Origin of the sequence: Pantoea sp. PNA 14-12, from assembly GCF_004364735.1 — a bacterium.
GTDB classification, from domain to species: Bacteria; Pseudomonadota; Gammaproteobacteria; order Enterobacterales; family Enterobacteriaceae; genus Pantoea; species Pantoea stewartii.
Window position 1 is genome coordinate 1,631,993 of record NZ_SOAJ01000001.1, and the last position, 17,278, is coordinate 1,649,270.

At 49.9% G+C, this 17,278-nt stretch carries 11 protein-coding genes and 1 pseudogene; 7 read left to right on the forward strand and 5 right to left on the reverse strand.

Annotation, left to right across the window (positions count from 1 at the left end; translation table 11 throughout):
- Positions 1-8 precede the first annotated feature (8 nt).
- Positions 9-977, reverse strand: coding sequence for an HNH endonuclease signature motif containing protein (locus C7434_RS07735; RefSeq protein WP_006118886.1), 969 nt, complete (start codon positions 975-977; stop codon positions 9-11).
- 342 nt (positions 978-1,319) lie between these two features.
- Between C7434_RS07735 and C7434_RS07740 the strand changes: the two are divergent.
- The 7 genes and pseudogenes from C7434_RS07740 to C7434_RS07770 form a co-directional block, all read left to right on the forward strand.
- Positions 1,320-1,448, forward strand: a pseudogene (locus C7434_RS07740) (sugar phosphate nucleotidyltransferase); the annotation flags it as partial.
- Positions 1,446-1,637: a dTDP-4-dehydrorhamnose 3,5-epimerase family protein gene (locus C7434_RS07745; RefSeq protein ID WP_226374530.1), complete on the forward strand. Its 192-nt coding sequence runs from the start codon at positions 1,446-1,448 to the stop codon at positions 1,635-1,637. The pseudogene C7434_RS07740 and the gene C7434_RS07745, both read left to right, overlap by 3 nt.
- Positions 1,637-2,503, forward strand: coding sequence for a dTDP-4-dehydrorhamnose reductase (rfbD, locus tag C7434_RS07750; RefSeq protein ID WP_133745290.1), 867 nt, complete (start codon positions 1,637-1,639; stop codon positions 2,501-2,503). Before C7434_RS07745 ends, rfbD begins: the two co-directional genes overlap by 1 nt.
- 12 nt (positions 2,504-2,515) lie before the next feature.
- Positions 2,516-3,358 (forward strand): WcbI family polysaccharide biosynthesis putative acetyltransferase, encoded by an 843-nt coding sequence (locus tag C7434_RS07755; protein WP_033742047.1) that lies wholly within the window; start codon positions 2,516-2,518, stop codon positions 3,356-3,358.
- 403 nt (positions 3,359-3,761) lie between these two features.
- Positions 3,762-4,928, forward strand: coding sequence for a carbamoyl-phosphate-synthetase (locus C7434_RS07760; protein ID WP_033742049.1), 1,167 nt, complete (start codon positions 3,762-3,764; stop codon positions 4,926-4,928).
- A 9-nt stretch (positions 4,929-4,937) separates the two neighbouring features.
- On the forward strand, positions 4,938-6,047 hold the full coding sequence (locus C7434_RS07765; protein ID WP_033742051.1) for a Gfo/Idh/MocA family oxidoreductase: 1,110 nt from the start codon (positions 4,938-4,940) through the stop codon (positions 6,045-6,047).
- 33 nt (positions 6,048-6,080) lie between these two features.
- Entirely contained in the window at positions 6,081-7,187 is a 1,107-nt protein-coding gene (locus C7434_RS07770; protein WP_033742052.1) for an FkbM family methyltransferase, read from the forward strand.
- A 242-nt stretch (positions 7,188-7,429) separates the two neighbouring features.
- Here the strand turns inward: C7434_RS07770 and C7434_RS07775 are convergent, their stop codons facing one another.
- The 4 genes from C7434_RS07775 to C7434_RS07790 all read right to left on the reverse strand — a co-directional run bounded on the left by C7434_RS07775 (position 7,430) and on the right by C7434_RS07790 (position 17,037).
- Positions 7,430-8,572: a DegT/DnrJ/EryC1/StrS family aminotransferase gene (locus C7434_RS07775; RefSeq protein WP_039342620.1), complete on the reverse strand. Its 1,143-nt coding sequence runs from the start codon at positions 8,570-8,572 to the stop codon at positions 7,430-7,432.
- Between the two features lie 76 nt (positions 8,573-8,648).
- Positions 8,649-12,122: a glycosyl transferase family 2 gene (locus C7434_RS07780; RefSeq protein WP_033742057.1), complete on the reverse strand. Its 3,474-nt coding sequence runs from the start codon at positions 12,120-12,122 to the stop codon at positions 8,649-8,651.
- A gap of 130 nt (positions 12,123-12,252) precedes the next feature.
- On the reverse strand, positions 12,253-15,945 hold the full coding sequence (locus tag C7434_RS07785) for a glycosyltransferase (RefSeq protein WP_033742059.1): 3,693 nt from the start codon (positions 15,943-15,945) through the stop codon (positions 12,253-12,255).
- Between the two features lie 186 nt (positions 15,946-16,131).
- Positions 16,132-17,037, reverse strand: a complete 906-nt coding sequence (locus C7434_RS07790) for a flagellin (RefSeq protein ID WP_039342628.1) — start codon at positions 17,035-17,037, stop codon at positions 16,132-16,134.
- Positions 17,038-17,278 lie beyond the last annotated feature (241 nt).

Below are 17,278 nucleotides of genomic sequence, written 5' to 3' on the forward strand. Positions count from 1 at the left end.
TCAACAGGCTAACCTAATGACAGTAAACGTTGACGAGTGGCGGAGGGCACGCTGTCCCATAAAGCACAAACCTGCCCTTCCATTTCCTGATAAAAAGGGCTAATGCTTTCGCGGGTTTTTTCATCCCCATTAAAACGGACCTTGCCGGAATCACCATCAATACTAATCATTCGGTTAACAAAAAGTCGCTGTAAATCGCTGCGCAGGAATAATCCGTTATCCACACTGTTATCCGCCAGAAAACCTTCATCATTCTCTCGCGTATCAATATGGCAGGCTTCCACCCATGGCCACGGATGCTGATCGATCAGACTGGTGCCGGTAATGACACAGGCACCATAACGGGCTTTCACGGCGGCCATAAATTCGGCCTGGCTGGCTCGCTGCAGCACTTTAGCCTTTACCCGCCGCCCGACTTCAGTACCAGGCATCACTGCGGCGGGTGTTTTATGTCCGGGTGTACTCAGTACCACAATAAACTGGATACGCTGTGATTGCGGAAAGCACGGATTGGAGTGCATGTTAAACAACTGCCACCAGGCATCGTCGCCGTCTTCTCGCATCAGCACCAGTTTGTATCCCCGGCTGTTGATCAGGTTCTGCGCCTGTGCTGAATGGGGATCGATCATGGCATATACGTAGCTTTGGCCAATCACTTTCCACAAATTCTCCGCTTTGTCCTGCTCTCCCCGGCGGAAATAGTGAAAAGGAGCCTGCTGCTTCAGGTAATACTCAAAACGGCGCAGGTAATTTTTACGTTCATTGTCGTTCGCAATAAATAACAGGTCTTCCAGCGGACTGTTGCTCTCTTCCTGTGCGAAGACAGCACGAATCTTTAGCGTCCGAAAGCTGGTCGAAGGACTCAGCAGCGCTCGCGCTGTTAATTCTTTCTCATCAGGGTATTGCTGTGCATAGCGCCGGGCGATCTCCTCGAAGGAAAGCCGTTCACCCGGTAGCAGGTCATAGTTGAAGCGCATAACCACCCCAGAACACGCGAAGTTGTAGCCAAATTAAACTTATCCTGAAGAGTGTTATCGGCACCATCTGTATGAACTGTAACGTTTATCCAACTTTTATCGCGCCGAAAACTCTAATCCACAATCACTTCCTTCTGGTTGACGCGATTTGCATTACTGCGCGATAAAATGTGCCCGCTTCGCTTATGCTGATTTATTTCATTAGCCGCTATGGATGCGGGGACGGACTTATCCTTGACTTTACCCGCTTTTTTGTCGGTTATTCGTGCCATTACTTTCACTCGAACACTCGTATTCTTTCACCATCACGCTGCACGCGCAGACGAGTTATGAAGGAAGCGAATGATGAAAGGCATAGTACTGGCAGGCGGAACCGGTTCCCGACTGCATCCGGTGACCTGTGGCGTCTCTGAGCAACTGCTGCCGGTCTATGACAAGCCCATGCTCTCTCTTCCCCTTTCACTCTTGATGCACTTGCATCCATTCGTCTCGCGCCCGGACATTGCTGATTTTGAATATACCTGTCCTCACTATGACAATCCTAAGGATGAAGCCTGCCTGATGTGGAATGCCCCTGATGTTGCGATTCAATGGTCTGTCGAACAGCCGATATTATCGGTGAAAAATCAACAAGGACTCTCATTGCAGGAGTTGGTGTAATGCGCGTTTTACTTACAGGTGCTTATGGTCAGTTGGGGCGCTGTTTACTGGATCGTTTTCCCGCCGACTGGATTACGCTGGCGTGTGGTTCGGCGGAACTGGATATTACCGATCGCGTTGCCGTTGTGCGCGTGGTTAAAAAATTTAAGCCCGATGTCATTATGAATGCAGCGGCTTATACCGCCGTTGATAAAGCAGAAACCGACCGGACACGTGCCTTAAAGATCAATGCGATTGGCCCTGAAAATCTGGCTCAGGCCGCCAAAATGATCGGGGCGCGTTTCATTCATATTTCCACAGATTATGTTTTCGACGGGGTGAAAAGAACGCCCTATACCGAACAGGATCCGCCCTGCCCGATTAATTTTTACGGCCTGAGTAAGTGGGAAGGTGAAAAGCGCGTCTTTGAGGTCCTGCCCGAGGCGATCGTGATCCGTACTTCATGGATGTTCAGCGAATACGGTAATAACTTCGTCAGTACCATGCTTCGTCTGGCGCAGACACGTTCCGAGTTACATGTGGTGAACGATCAGTATGGTTGTCCGACCTACGCGGGTGATTTAGCCCAGGCCATGATCACGCTCGCCGACATGCCCGAAAAGCATGGTCTTTACCATTATTGTGGCGACGTTGCCGTCAGCTGGTGCGAATTCGCTCAGACAATCTTTGTCGCGGCGCAACAGGACGTGGTCGTGCATGGCATTATCAGCTCGCACTATCCGTCTGCGGCGATTCGGCCGGCGCGCAGTGTGATGAACAGCGACGCTCTCAGCACCATGGGCATCCCCCCCTCAGACTGGCAGGATAAACTTCGCCTCTGTCTGAATCACCTGGCGACCCCCTTTCCCTACGCGAATACTTTATAAGGAGATAATGTAATGAAAGTAGCAACGATTGGTAACTGTCAGCTCGAAGTCGTTGGTCAGTTATTAAGTAATTATTCTGAGCTTCATCGTGGCGCAATAACACACGTTGTTAATACACCTCTGTATAAACTTGATGCTCAGCGAGACATTATCAATCTGATGCACGAACTTGAAAGCTGCGATCATATTTATATGCAGTATCATTCTGAACGCTGGGGTTTGCTGTCAACCGCGAAACTGACCGAGTATTTCGATATCCGCATATTACCCACAATGGAATCAAGCGTATCAGCACCGCAGCTAGGGTATTATTCTGCTGCCGTGCCCGATTTAATGGTGTATGTTGATTACCGTTTTTTGCATCTCTATTTGACCGCACATGCCTGTGCGGATGCCGTTGCTGCGTACCACAATGTCAGTTACGACGAGGCCAGGCAGCATAACATGATCATGGACGACGCTAATCGCTACCAGCGGTTGTTCAAAGAAGGTAAGGTGGCGTTTGATTATTCAGACTTTTATCGGGACGCCCTGTTAAAAGATAAACATTGCTACAGCACGGTAAGCCACCCCAATAACAAACATTTAAGCATTTTCTTTAGTGCAATCTTTTTTGATTTATTTAAAGAGAATAAGAACTTCGATCTTGGCGGCAACGATTTGCTTAAAAACTATATTGCTCCAGAGGTAGGCAGTGGCGAACAGCATTATTTCATGATGCGCGAAACAGGGCTTTCTCTGGCCTGTAAAATTAACTATCACTTCTTTTCTTCACAACCGCGTGAACAACTCTCAGAAGCCTTACTGCGTTCCACTTATTATCGTAGCCTGAAATCCGGCTATCAAAACCTCTGAGCCTTTGCTGTAAGCCTGAAGATGCATCTTATCGATCAGGCTTGTCAGCACACAAAACAGTACCATTCAGTCACGGCGGCAATGCAATCAATACTGCGATGTTGCTTTACTGTATTAATACAGCGTTATATCGCTTTGTGGCGTCTGCCTGTCTCTGCCATTCCGGTCATTATGACTCTGCATAAAACATTCACGTTGCCGCCAGAAAGAAGCGCGGTTCCTGACGAGCCTGCCTGTCCCCGTTTGCGTTAAATACACACTAAAAAGGGCTTTATTTACGGCATCAGTTCGGCCTGCCGGGATTACAATCTGCTATAAAAGCGCGCCTGGCACCCCATCCATACCAGGAAAAAACTTTGCCAGCTAAACAATGTGTTAGCTGCACCACCTCAGGCAAATCATAATGAGCAGTAATAAAAAAGCACTTATGCTGGATGCCGGTTTTGCTGCCATGCCTCTTTTGATGGCACTTAAGCATTCCGGTTATGAAACAGCCGTATGCAGCGGCAAACCGCAGGATCCGGGTCATCAACTCGCGGCCCACTCTTTTTGCCTGAATTATGCCAACGTACAGGACGTACTGACCCTGGCGAAATCACTCAATATTACATCACTTCTGCCTGGTGTTACCGATGTGTCTTACCTTACGGGTGCCAGTGTCGCTGAGGCAATGGGCTTACGCGGTTTTGATCGCCCTGATGTAGCAGAAATTATTTTTAAAAAAGACGTCTTCCGCCAGTGGGCACAGGATAAGGGTTATCCAGTCCCTGTGGCCGTGAGCTGTCCTGAAGAGGCGGCGCAACTTCCGTTACCGTTGATGATAAAACCTGTCGATTCCTACAGCGGATTAGGGATTTCACTGGTGGCTGAGCGCGAACACATCTCCGCCGCCTGGCGAGATGCCTGTGCGGCATCATCCTGTGGCCAGGCGCTTATAGAGCGCTGGATAGCTGGCGATTTACACAGCCACTCCGCTTTTATCGTGAATGGAAAAGTGGCGGTCGAATATTTTGTCGATGAATTTTGTACCGTTTACCCCTGGCAGGTAAACAGTAGTAGCCTCAGCCTCAATCTTCCTGCGTCGATAAAAGACCAGGTCAGCGACTGTATACAGGCACTCGTTGATGAGCTCGGGCTTTGTGATGGTTTACTGCACACTCAGTTTATCTCGGATGGTAAAAGCTTTTCTCTGATAGAAATGACACGCCGATGCCCGGGTGACCTGTATAATCAACTCATTGAATATTCTACAGACACGCCTTATTCACTCTGGTTCACCCATGCCTTTACCGGCACGCCTTTTACGCCAGCCAGTCGGCGTCCCGAACATGTCAGATTAATCGCTCGCCATACTGTGTCTGTTGATCAGGAACAAACCTTTACCTCCGTCAGCTTCGCAGCATTACCGGCCAATATCCTTTCTTTTCTGCCACTTAAGAAAACAGGCGAGAGAATCCAGCGCGCGCCTCACGATCGCGCCGCGCTTATTTTTGCTGAATTCCACCAACGTGATGAACTGGCCCGCTTCACACCACAGTTAAAAAATTTTTTTACGCTTGGTAAGTACTAGGAAACCGATATGAAAAAACGACTACAACTTGGTTTTATTGGCGGTGGCGCGAATTCGGCTATTGGTCTTACCCATAAAATTGCCTCACAGCTCGACGGGGATTTTACGCTTGTGGCGGGCTGTTTTAGCCGCAATCCTGAGCAGAATCGTCACACCGGTGAGAGCTGGAATATTCATCCTGAACGTATTTACGAGAGTATTCAGGCGTTTATTTTGCAGGAGCGCCATCATCTTGATGCAGTTGCGGTGTTAACACCCACCCCTGACCATCATGAAATTATCACCGCCTGTTTCGAAAACGGTCTGGCTGTAATTTGCGAAAAGGCGATGGTTGAAAGCCATCAAAGCGCTTTGCACATCATGAACAGCGAGCACCAACATCAGGCAAAATTGTTTGTCACTTACAATTACAGTGGCTATCCCATGGTGCGCGAACTGCAAAAGCGCGTACAGCGCGGCGATTTCGGGGCCATTCAGCAGGTCATGGTTGAAATGCCTCAGGAAGGTTTTGCACGCCATAATCAGCATGGCGATGTGCCAAAACCGCAGAGATGGCGGCAGCAGGATGCCGTCATTCCAACCGTTTCGCTCGATCTTGGCGTTCATGTTCACCAGCTTATTGAATTTATCACCGGGGATCACGCCGTCGATATTTATGCGATCAATGATACGTACGCCAAAATTCCCGGCGTTATCGACACCGTACATATCTTATCGCGTTATCAAAGCGGTATGACGTGTAATTACTGGTATGGCAAAGCCGCTCTGGGATACCGAAATGGCCTGCGGATTCGCGTCATGGGAAGTCAGGGCAGCGCAGAATGGCTCCAGATGGATCCTGAATTCCTGTATGTCAGCGGTTTGCAAGGCAGTCGTTCTGTTATCGATCGCACAGCCAATGACAACATTGTTGCTGCTGATGCACGTTACTGCCGTTTTAAAGCGGGTCACCCTGCTGGCTTTATTGAAGCATTTGCCAATTATTATGCTGACATTGCCTCTGCATTGAGAGGGGAACCTAACGATTACGTGATGGGTTCAGACGTTGCGGCTCGCGGGCTTCACTTTCTTGAAAGTGCCGCGAAAAGTGCAACAAGTCAGCAAAAATGTACCCTTTAAACAATAAAAAGATAAAATATAACGGAGTTCCTCATGAGTTTTCTTAGTGAAATAGTCGAGAAAAATAACCATTTTCTCGTTACGCTGGAGAAAATGTACCAAAACCGTAATCCGGTAGTCCTCATTGGCGCAGGCTGTCTGGCTACCAAGACCAGTGAATATATGGCGCGTAATCACTTGCATATCGATTATGTAGCGGTCAATGAAATGTATTTTTCTCCTGGTCAAACGTTAAACGAACTGACTGTTGTGCCTCTGGAAAGTTTGCTCAACACCAATAAAAAATATAATTTTATTATTGCACTACAGTATGTGGATCCGGCGTTTTTGAATTCATTATCAGACGTTCAATCTGAAGTGCTGGTCTATGACCCCTCTTTTACGGGCGTAAACACCGAAGATATTATTTCCTATGATTTTTGTCAGACCCATGCTGACGCCCTGCATTCCTTATATGAAAGTCTTGGTGATGATAAATCTCGCGAGACGTTTATCGCATTCATGAATCAGCGTATTAGCGCACGCCCTGACTATATTAAAACAGTGTATGATGAGAACCATTACTTCCCAACCGACATTGTCGCGTTGAGTAAGTCCGAGGTTTTTGTTGACTGTGGCGCTTATAATGGTGACAGCGTGAATGCTTTCGAAGCCGCACTGGCCACCCGCGGACTCCCTTCGCCGAAAAAAATCTTTGCCTTCGAACCTGACAACGTCAATTATCCGTTGCTGTGTGCCGCTACAGCGGATAAAGCGTATTGTGAATGCCACCAGGCAGGCGTATGGAGTGAAGAGACAACGCTGTATTTCGACTCAGGAAAAGCGTTGGATTCAAAAATTACTGAAAAGGTCACGACTAACAGTATCGCATTAACCACACTCGATAGCGTTATTGCGGACAGTAAGGTGACATTTATCAAAATGGATATTGAAGGCGCTGAGCTTTCTGCGCTGGAGGGGGCGAAAAATAGTATTCAACGCTGTTACCCACTGTTGGCAATCAGCGCTTATCATAAACCGGATGATCTTATAAAGATTCCTGCTTATATCAAAAGCATTATGCCCGGGTATCGATTTTATCTCCGCGCCCATCATCCTGTTCATGCTTTTGAACTGGTATTGTACGCGATTCCTGCCTGATTTTTTTTTGCATCAGCCCGGCTCTCGCGTATCAGCCGGGCAGAATTGTTCTCATTACCTGTATCCGTCGTCTGTGCCCTTCCCGTTTCTTTTTCGATATACCGCTGTCAGCAACGATTTTTGAGATGAGAAACGGTTAAGAAAGCAAGATCGTGCAGATGGAAAGCATGTGAGATGTGCAGCGTCAGGCAAAAGCATGTTCCCTTTTGCCTGACGGGCTTATAAAGATCCGGATTGAAGGCTTACGCAGCATTCACATTGCTGGCACGCATAATAATGTTAATAATCTCATCCTGATCCGCTTCCGCCAGGTTCGGATGCACCGGTAAACACAACACCTGCTGAGAAATTTGACTGGCCACCGGCAAATTTGAAGGAGCCGATGATTCATAGCCTTTATACATCGGGAAATCGGAGATGAGCGGATAAAAATACCGTCTGACATAAATATTTTGGCTTTTGAAGTGATGATACAGTTCATCACGCGTCATCGGGAATAATCCCGCGTGAACAAAGACCGGGCAATATGCATAGTTCCAGTCGGTTTCATCAACGAGCGGTAGTAGCGTAAGTCCGTGTATATGCCCTAATGCCTGCTGATATTTTTCGTAGATGACTTTACGCTTAGCCAGCGCTGAATCCACATGCTTCAGTTGGAGTAATCCAAATGCCGCCTGAACTTCATTCATTTTGCCATTGATACCCGGCGCAACCACCGTGGTTTCATCGGCAAAGCCAAAATTCTTTAAATAATCAATACGTCGTTTGATTTTTTCATTCGGGCAGATAATGGCGCCGCCTTCAAACGTGTTAAATACCTTTGTCGCATGGAAGCTTAAAACAGAAAGATCGCCGTGATTCAGGATACTGACGTTTTTTTGTTTAACACCAAAACAGTGCGCGGCATCGTAGATGACTTTCAGACCGTAGTTGTCGGCAATACGTTGAATGCGGTCGACATCGCAGGGAATGCCATAGCAGTGAACGGGTAAAATTGCACTGGTGGTAGGCGTAATGGCGGATTCGATTTTTTCAGGATCGATATTGCAGGTAACAGGATCAATATCGACGAATATGGGTTTTATGCCGTTCCATAATAAGGAATGGGATGTCGCGACGAAAGAATAGGGAGTGGTAATCACCTCCCCCGTTATTCTGAGCGCCTGTAGCGCCGTCACCAGCGCCAGGGTACCGTTCGCGAACAAACTGAGGTGCTCGACACCGAGATAATCGGCAAGGGCCCGTTCCAGCTCCTGGTGATACGGACCACCATTTGTGAGCTGTTTACTGTCCCAGATACGTTCTAGATAAGGCAGGAACTCTTCCAGGGGCGGCAGAAGAGGACTTGTCACCAGCACATTTGATGAGGGTTTGTTTATCTTCATCGGATAACTTCCTGACCTTAAATAATTGTTGAATGCGTACAGGGCTTTTATCTGGCGCGTTGTCTCTGCACGTCCTTTATGCCTGAGTGGCTTCAGATAACGCCTGTATCCGGCCGAAAAGTGTCATAAGCGCGTCCTGGTTTACCTCGTTATACGCTTTTTCTTTCAACTGCTGACTGAGCGTGTCACTCAGCGACGTATCAGCACAAAGCGTTGCGATAGCCTCTTTCCAGGCGTTCGGGTTATGTTTTACTCTCCAGCCGGGAACGGACTCACCGAATGTAGGATGATCGCTATACATCGCCGGTATCCCCATTACCGCTAACTGCATGAGTACGTTGTTATCTTTGTAACGGTTTTCATCATTGTTGCAGCGCGGAAGCACGGCGATATCGGCGTCACAATGCAGCAACTGCGCGACCAGGCGGGCCTCAGTCTGAAAACGGTACGTTTCCCTGATATAAGGCAGCCATTCCGGCGGACAATGTCCAATGACAATCCAGTCAAGCTTTTCCGCACTTGCCGTTATCGCTGGAGTCAGTAATTCACAATCTTTCTTCCTGAGATCGTATGTGAAACACACGACACGGCATTTGTCTTTTTTCTGCTTAACCCTATCCTGACAGGGTTGCACTAAAACATTGGGAAGAATAACGACAGGTTTATGGCGCTTTTTGAGCCAATTGGCCAGTGCATCGCTGTACGTTAGCCAGTTATCGATAACATTATCTTCAATTAATTTTTTATATTTCCGCGCATTCGGATCGTCCTGAATAAGATAATGAACACGGCAGGTTATGGCGTTTTTGAGTTGCCTGATTGTCTGGCAGGCGAGATCCGACAGTTCGCCGCTGATAACGAGCTCGTCAGGATGATGCCGCAATAATTCTGGCGCGGAGGGTATCTGTTCAAGAAGCACGCTTTTGACGCCACCGGCATTCGTCAGCCTGTCCAGCGCGGTGGTAAATCGCTGCACGCCAGTATCATTCTGATCCTGCGCGATAAAAATGACGGTGCGTGTTTCGCCAGGTTTGAGCGGGCTCCAGCCCGTGACTAACGTGCTGTCTGCGGTAAAAAGGGTTCTGTTCAGGCTTAAATTTTTATTATAAGCCGGATCATCTGCCAGAACAGGGAGCCAGGCGTGATAGAAACGGTCAAGTTCCTGTGAAGGCGACAACGCATATTGTGGCGGAAAGTCCGTCACGGCTTCCTGTTTTGCTACAACGCTGTAAGGTGTGCATATTGCCCGACCGCCCTGCTGAACCAGTCGCAGATTCAGGTCCAGTCTGGCCAGCAGAGGTTGTGTATAAGCCGTATCAAATCCACCGACCTCCAGCCATCTGTCTTTTCTGATTAACAGACAGTCTGTGGCCAACGTCGAATAACTACAGTCGCTTTGATAGCGTGACAGGTAGCCTGCATTGCCCCATCTTTCGGCATAACCAACAGGGAAGGCCAGGCCCCTGACCCCAAGAATTTCTCCGGCACATAAGATCTGACTGTCCAGGTTGATAATATGAGGCGCGACGCAGACAACATCATGCCGAAGGGCATGACATGCCAGCGCCTCCAGCCAGCCGCGGCTGACAAATAAAACACGGGGATCCAACAACAGCAGAAACTCGCCTTCTGCCTGCCCTATTGCCTCATTAATCGCCGCTTCCTGGGTTTGGCTGCCATGACTTTTCAGGATGTTGATGTTAACCGACGCTGTTGACAAATTTGTCGTCAGCCAGGCCGTGATGGCCTCAGAGGTCGCCGGCGTCACAATAACAATCAACTGGCATACCGGTTGATGGGTTTGTTCAAATAACGTAGTGATGCAACACTGCAGTTGATGGATATCTGTGCCAGCGACAAGTATGATGCTGAGCGAAATAACCGGCTCCGTGCTGTATTTTAACCGCCACGGCTTACCCGGCTGGTGCTCCACTACACCCCGGCTGAAGCCCTGCTGCTGAAGATAAGATTGCAACACAGCATGTTCCTGCTGCAGATCCTGTGCCACACAGCTGTTCAGAGGCGTCACGGTAAAGACCTCTGAAACATGACCAAACACGTTGCTATCGCGCGTAGCTAACAGTCGCGTAATCGCATCCAGCTCATAGCACGCGGATAAATCAGCATTAAACCCGCCGATAGCCATCAAGGCGTTTCGCGCGAAGATCCCGCGCTTAAGGTAGAGTGAAGGCTGACTCAGAAAAAGGTCCGGGCAAAATGCAGGTTTAAAATGAGGATGAATTTTCCCTTCCTTGTCAGAGAGGCCTTCATCCGCGTAAACAAAGGCGCATCCCGTTCTGCTGTGCAAGGCCTCAGCAAGGAGTCGTAAACTTTCCGCTGTAAACTGACACCCGGCAGGAACGACGTATATCCAGTCGTAAACGTTCTGCTCCAGATGACAATTCATTTCATTCAGCCACACATCAGACCGAGTCTGAAAGACACGATCGTCAGAAACGTGGCACGTTTCCTGCGGCGTCGCCAGTAAAACGGCGCATCCTGTTACCTGATCTAACTGAGGCAATAAGGCATTCAGCGTCGAGGTCCTGTCCGCTTCGCTGCCTGGCTGGACGGCAATCAGCATTCTGAGGAGTGGCAGTGATGAAGGACTCTGCACCTCTTCAGCAGGAGCCGGAAGTTGCCGCTTATACAGCCAGTCATTCAAAGCGTGTCGCTTATCCTGCGCGGCACGTTGTTCGGCCTTTTCTTGTGTCAACGTAACGAAGTTTTCAAACTGTTGCTGACTTCGCGCGCGTCGGACCAGAAAATAGTCTCGCATCTTCCATAAATTCTGGCGCTCGGTATCAATAGCTTCCTGGGTGTTTTCCCAGCAAAATCCAGCGCCACCGTTGTCACGCACGGTTTCCTGCGTAATGGCATACTTTTCATAACCCGGTGCGGTTAACGCAACTACAGGACTTCCGCATAAAATCGCCATTGCGCAGGTGCCCGAGGACTCATACGAATAAAATACGCGCGTACGCTTGAGCACAACGGCAAGTTCTTTCAGCGTCAATGGGTTTGCCATGGACAAGATTTTGGTATCCGAGGGTAGCTGGCTGAAATCAACGACCGACTCAGGCACACGATTCAGGTAGAGGATATTCAGGTCTTTCTGCGGGTTGTCGTCACAAAATAATTGCAGATCAAAGGATTCGATTCCCAATATTTGTGGGTCAACGGCTTTTTCAGCAAACTCATTGCGGTACCAGAAAAATAAATCATCCGGTCCTTCATGGATCCGGTTATTCATGATCACGCCTTCCCGGTTCAGCATATAGCGAACACATACGGGCGCGGAAAGAGGATTACCCGATACGATTTCAGGGTAAATGGCAATCCAGGGTTGCCCGCTGTTTTGAATAACTTTCCAGTCTTCACTGTTTATCACCGGCGTATTCCATTCTGGATTCACGCGGCAATTAACCATCCAGGCTTTACCGCCCTGTTCATTAATCATGTGACAGAGCTGATGGATAACCTGAACGCCGGATGAAGATTCGATGTAATCCGGTGCCAGAAGTAAGTAAGGAAAGGTGAACCCACGCATAACAGCCTCTTTTTCTACAGGCGCGACAATGAAAAGCTGGCGTTGCCTGAACGTTGTGTGTCTCTATGGAGACGTTATGTCCGGTCATGTAACGACGGCGTCATCATCAGGACGACGCGCCGCCACTGTCTCAGGCAGAAAGCCAACCTCTCTGCCATTCGTTTAATCCCTGCTCCCTCAGGTACCAGTCCTGATGGACCGCCGCGCGAAGTTGATCGCCCAGACGACGAGTGGCATCCATATCCGCAAGGTGCGCGCGTATAGCGCTCATCCAGTCTTTAAAGCGGTTTTCAACGAGCGTGACGGGCAGGCCACAACGATAGGGTTCGATACTGGTGGCAATGATCGGCACGCCACAGGTGCCGATCTCCAGTAACCGCAAATTACTTTTGCATTCATTGAACTGGTTGACTTCGAGCGGCACCAGCGCCAGATCCAGGTTCAGGCTGGCCAGCTTTTCTGGGTACATATCAAACGGCACGCCAGTGTGGAACTCACAGTGCACGCCCCGCGGTTTCATTCCCATGAAAACCCATTCAACCTTGTCTTCCAGCTCCTTGATAAGCGGCAGCAAAATTTGCAGGTCACCGGCATGCGTACTGCCGCCCGCCCAGCCGATACGCACTTTACGCCCCACGCCGCGCTGGCTGGTCAAATGGCCCCACTGACCTTCTGCGAGACGGTTCTGTGCAATGCGGATATCATGATGGAAACGGCTGTAGGCATCCGCTAACGGTGCGGTTGACACAACCACCCAGTCCGCGCACTCCATTACTTTGCGAAGATTTTTGACAATCTGTTTAGGGAACTGGTTACGGTTGCCATTTTTTACCGGTACGTTGAGCAGGTAGTCGTCGTACTCAACCACAATTTTGGCATCGCAAACGTCGCGATATTGCGCCATGACCGACGGGAAACGGCCGCCACTCAGCGACTCCAGCACAATAATATCAGGCTGTAGAAGTGCGACTTCCATTACGCCGGGAATTTGCTGAGTCAGTCCGCCCTCAAGCAGCAACTGACTTTCCATGGCCTTGAACGGTTGCAGGATGCGGTGATTGCCACATCCCTGCCAGTCGACATGGTGTGCGAGCACGACAGGCAGTGGCCTGCCCGGCAGCGGCTGCTGAAAACGCGCCGTCCCTGCACCCAGCGTAAACGGTTTACCTGCCCGCTGCATCAGCGGATGGTTACTGGGATCTTTTAACAGCGTGGCGCGCCACTGCTGGCGAAGCCGACTATAGTCATGCTGAAACGGCCTTTCCTGTACGTTGAACTTTTCTGGCATCAACCGCGTTGCACCGCCCATATGGCGAACACGCGACCACGGCGTCCAGACGTTTAAGTAACCTTGTTGCTGCGCACGTAACCCCAAATCGACATCCGCGAAGTAAAGCGAGAAATCGTTCTCAGCAAAGCCACCCAGACTAAAGAACACGTCTTTACGGACCATCATGCAGGACCCACTCACTGCAGCAAGATTGTGCTCCGTTTGCAGGTAGCTCTGGAAACCTCTGGCATGTTCCTGCATCCCCTCCCACGGACTGTCAACGCCGTTCTGTACCCCCAGCAGATAACCGCCGTGCTGAACCCGGCCATCGTGGTATTCAAGGCGCGCCCCGACTAATGCGACCTCTGGCCGCAGTGCATGCTCCAGTAGCGCATCCAGCCAGTCAGGTTGCGTAATCTGGCAGTCGTTATCCAGGAACAACAAGACATCGCCCTTCGCCTGCTCTGCGGCGCGATTATGCATGGCGGCGAAATTAAACGGCGCGTCGTAACGCAGTACCTTAATCTGTTCGATATTGAGTTTGTCGAGATCGTTGAGAAAGGTACAGGCCTGCGCATCCACGGACTGATTGTCGACGATCAGTAATTCATAATAGGGATAACGCGTTTTCTCCATCAACGTATCGATGCAGGCACGGAGTAAGGCGGCATGGTCACGCGTGGGGACGATAATGGAAATGAGAGGCTGCGTGTCCCACTGATAGCGCACCCGTGCAAAACCGGGATTCACGCCGGCATCAAGTGACACTTTTATCCCTAAACGCTGTAAATGCGCCTCGACAACGCGCCGATAGCCGGCTTCACAGGACTGCGCTTCATGCCAGCGCCCGTTCTCTTTTTGGCCTCTGACTACGACATCTGACACATGTCCAAGCGCGCCCGGTCCCTGATTTTCAATGCAACGCCACAGCCATTCATACATGATCATAGGATTGACGGCATCCTCGCCCTTCCCCGCCGCCTGCACTTTCCGGCGGTCAAACAGCAACGTGCGGCCTACGTAAGGCGTACTTCTTAACAGATCGATATTGGGATCGGGACGAAGAATCGCTCCCGGCTCATTCATATCATCATTAAAGGTTTCATCGACATACCACACAGCCGTTTCCGGGCGTCGCAAACGCTGCTCTGCCAGCAACAGCAACGCGTCAGGCAAAAGCTCATCCCCTGCCATCACCAGCAACAGCGCAGCTGGCCCGGTTTCGTGATAAACGACCTCGTTAAGTTCAGCGACCCAGCCTGAGGCACAGGCGCTTATCGTCCCCTCATTTAACGCAATGTCGACATCGCTCAGTAACATGACCGTCGCGGGCGGCAATGTTTGCTGCCTGACGGCGGCAAGGGAACGTTCACAGGCTGCGGCATCGCCGTTTTCATCAATGATCACGATCCCGATGTCGCCACTTTCGGGCACAGACTGAATAAATGACTGTAACGCTGCGCGTCGGGCTTCGGTAATTGACCTGTCTTTCAGCCACTGTTCAATGGAGTAATTTTTATCGGCCCAGGACAGGACGGACTGTCTGTGAAAGCGTAACGCATGTTGCGCCGGGTCATCCATGGACCAGCGTTTGGGCGCAGGGAGCTGGCTGAGGATAGTCTGGATCGCAGCAGGCATCGTCCATTTATCGCCAAAGCGGCCCTGGTTCGCCCGGGTCCATGCCACGGCTTCACTGAAACCCCGTTTGAGTGCGGCGATCCACTCCTCCGTCTCCGGGCAAAACTGCAGATTCACCACGGTAAAATGCGATTGTTCAAACTCCTGAAGGTTATGCGCGTTCAGATAACCTTCCACGCCGGTTGTAGACGCTAAAAATACCGGAATACCCAGTATTAATGCCTTGGCCACAATTTCATCGCCACCCATGACCATATCGTAGTTATCCAGCCACTCAGGCTCAATCCGACTCACAGGCTGGCTACAGTCGAACCATTCCAGCGTAATGGACTGACTTTTCAGTTGCTGTTGCAGCTCATACATTTCTGCGGAAATATCCGGGGCGTAATAAAGTATGCGTTTGAGCGCAGTGCGGGCATTACGAGATGGATAGCAACTGAATGCGGAAGGAACGGTAAACGGCAAAACAGCGATCTGACTGGATAGCAGTCCGTTTTGCAGCAAACGTTCTGATACCACAGGCGACAAACTCAATGACAGGGAGGCGAGCTGATTTTCCAGCTCAGCGCCCCACGGCATATAAATGTCATGATAATCATAAAAGTGGCGGAAAATAACCGGGGCCGTGCCTGTTAACGTTTCCAGCACGGGTAACAATTTTTGTGCAATAAAACCCTTATAGACCCAGATGAGGCTATAAGCATCAGCGAGCGTGCCTTGCTTATCACTGATAATGCGGAAAGCCGGGTTGGATTTGTACTTTTCCAGTTCAAACGACAGCGTTTTACCATAGGTACTGGTGACAATATCCACCTGCCATCCCCAGGGTAAAAAAACATCAATGATATCGAGCGCCTCATTCACGTGAAGAGAAAACTGCTCAACTCGGTCAATGCTTATTAAAAGCCTGTTCATCTGACATCCTCTGGTTGTGCATAGCACTATCCTGCACGTAAGTACCTTACCTGTTTCAGACTATTGTAAATTTTTGGGTATTAATTTAGGGCGGGAAAAGCTATAGCAAAGCGGGCTAATTAGACCGATTAAGAAAAAACGCCCTCATTTCTGAGAGCGTTTTTAATCTGACGGGCTGTGCGGCGATTAACGCAGCAGAGACAGCATGGTCTGTGGCACCTGGTTGGCCTGTGCCAGTACAGAAGAACCGGCCTGCTGCAGGATCTGCGCGCGGGACATGTTTGACACTTCCGTCGCGTAGTCCGCATCCTGAATACGGCTGCGGGCAGCGGTCAGGTTGGTCACGGTGTTGTTCAGGTTGCTGATGGTGGATTCAAAACGGTTCTGAGACGCACCCAGCAGGCTGCGCTGGTTGTCGACCGCTTTGATGGCCGCATCGATGTCCGCCAGAGGTGAACCATCGGTGGTGCCACCGCTTGTTACGGTCCCGCTCATCACGTCAAAACCTTCAGCCGCGGTAGTACGCGCGTTGCCATTGATAGTCTGACCGGTTGTCTGAGCAGTCGCACCAGAGGTATTGAACAGGTTGAAACCGTTGCTTGCACTGATGGTGATACCGATGGTTTCGCCGTCTTTTGCGCCAACCTGGAAGTTATACGTCTGAGAACCTGAACCGGTATTCAACACTTTAATACCGTTAAAGTCAGTCTGCTGAGTAACGCGGTTGATCTCTTCCATGCGCTGGTTAACTTCCGCCTGGATTGAGTCAATGTCAGACGCTGAGTTAGAGCTGTTCTGCGCCTGAACGGTCAGGTCACGTACACGCTGCAGGTTGTTGTTCACTTCAGTCAGGGCGCCTTCAGCCGTCTGCGACAGAGAGATACCGTCGTTGGCGTTACGGGCTGCAACGGTCAGGCCGTTGATGTTAGAGCTGAAGCGGTTAGCGATAGCTTCGCCGGCTGCGTCGTCTTTTGCGCTGTTGATACGCAGGCCAGAAGACAGGCGCTCAATCGCCGTACCCAGTGATGACTGAGATTTGGTCAGGTTGTTCTGAGTAACCAGCGACAGGGTATTGGTATTAATGACTGCCATAATAATTATCCTTCATGATGATAGGGTTCAGATTTGGGCTGCGGCTTTATCGCCTTCATTATTGTTATCGTCGAACGGGGGACAAACTTTATACATTACTTAAATTTTTTTAACTGATTTGGCAAAAAAAACGCCCTCATTTCTGAGGGCGCTTTTAATCAGACGGGCTGTGCGGCGATTAACGCAGCAGAGACAGCATGGTCTGTGGCACCTGGTTAGCCTGTGCCAGTACAGAAGAACC

What these genes read in the sequence shown, in the direction of transcription:
- C7434_RS07735 (WP_006118886.1), bottom strand. Translation starts at nt 977, where the DNA reads ATGCGCTTCAACTATGACCTGCTACCGGGTGAACGGCTTTCCTTCGAG.
- C7434_RS07745 (WP_226374530.1), top strand. Translation starts at nt 1,446, where the DNA reads ATGCACTTGCATCCATTCGTCTCGCGCCCGGACATTGCTGATTTTGAA.
- rfbD (WP_133745290.1), top strand. Translation starts at nt 1,637, where the DNA reads ATGCGCGTTTTACTTACAGGTGCTTATGGTCAGTTGGGGCGCTGTTTA.
- C7434_RS07755 (WP_033742047.1), top strand. Translation starts at nt 2,516, where the DNA reads ATGAAAGTAGCAACGATTGGTAACTGTCAGCTCGAAGTCGTTGGTCAG.
- C7434_RS07760 (WP_033742049.1), top strand. Translation starts at nt 3,762, where the DNA reads ATGAGCAGTAATAAAAAAGCACTTATGCTGGATGCCGGTTTTGCTGCC.
- C7434_RS07765 (WP_033742051.1), top strand. Translation starts at nt 4,938, where the DNA reads ATGAAAAAACGACTACAACTTGGTTTTATTGGCGGTGGCGCGAATTCG.
- C7434_RS07770 (WP_033742052.1), top strand. Translation starts at nt 6,081, where the DNA reads ATGAGTTTTCTTAGTGAAATAGTCGAGAAAAATAACCATTTTCTCGTT.
- C7434_RS07775 (WP_039342620.1), bottom strand. Translation starts at nt 8,572, where the DNA reads ATGAAGATAAACAAACCCTCATCAAATGTGCTGGTGACAAGTCCTCTT.
- C7434_RS07780 (WP_033742057.1), bottom strand. Translation starts at nt 12,122, where the DNA reads ATGCGTGGGTTCACCTTTCCTTACTTACTTCTGGCACCGGATTACATC.
- C7434_RS07785 (WP_033742059.1), bottom strand. Translation starts at nt 15,945, where the DNA reads ATGAACAGGCTTTTAATAAGCATTGACCGAGTTGAGCAGTTTTCTCTT.
- C7434_RS07790 (WP_039342628.1), bottom strand. Translation starts at nt 17,037, where the DNA reads ATGGCAGTCATTAATACCAATACCCTGTCGCTGGTTACTCAGAACAAC.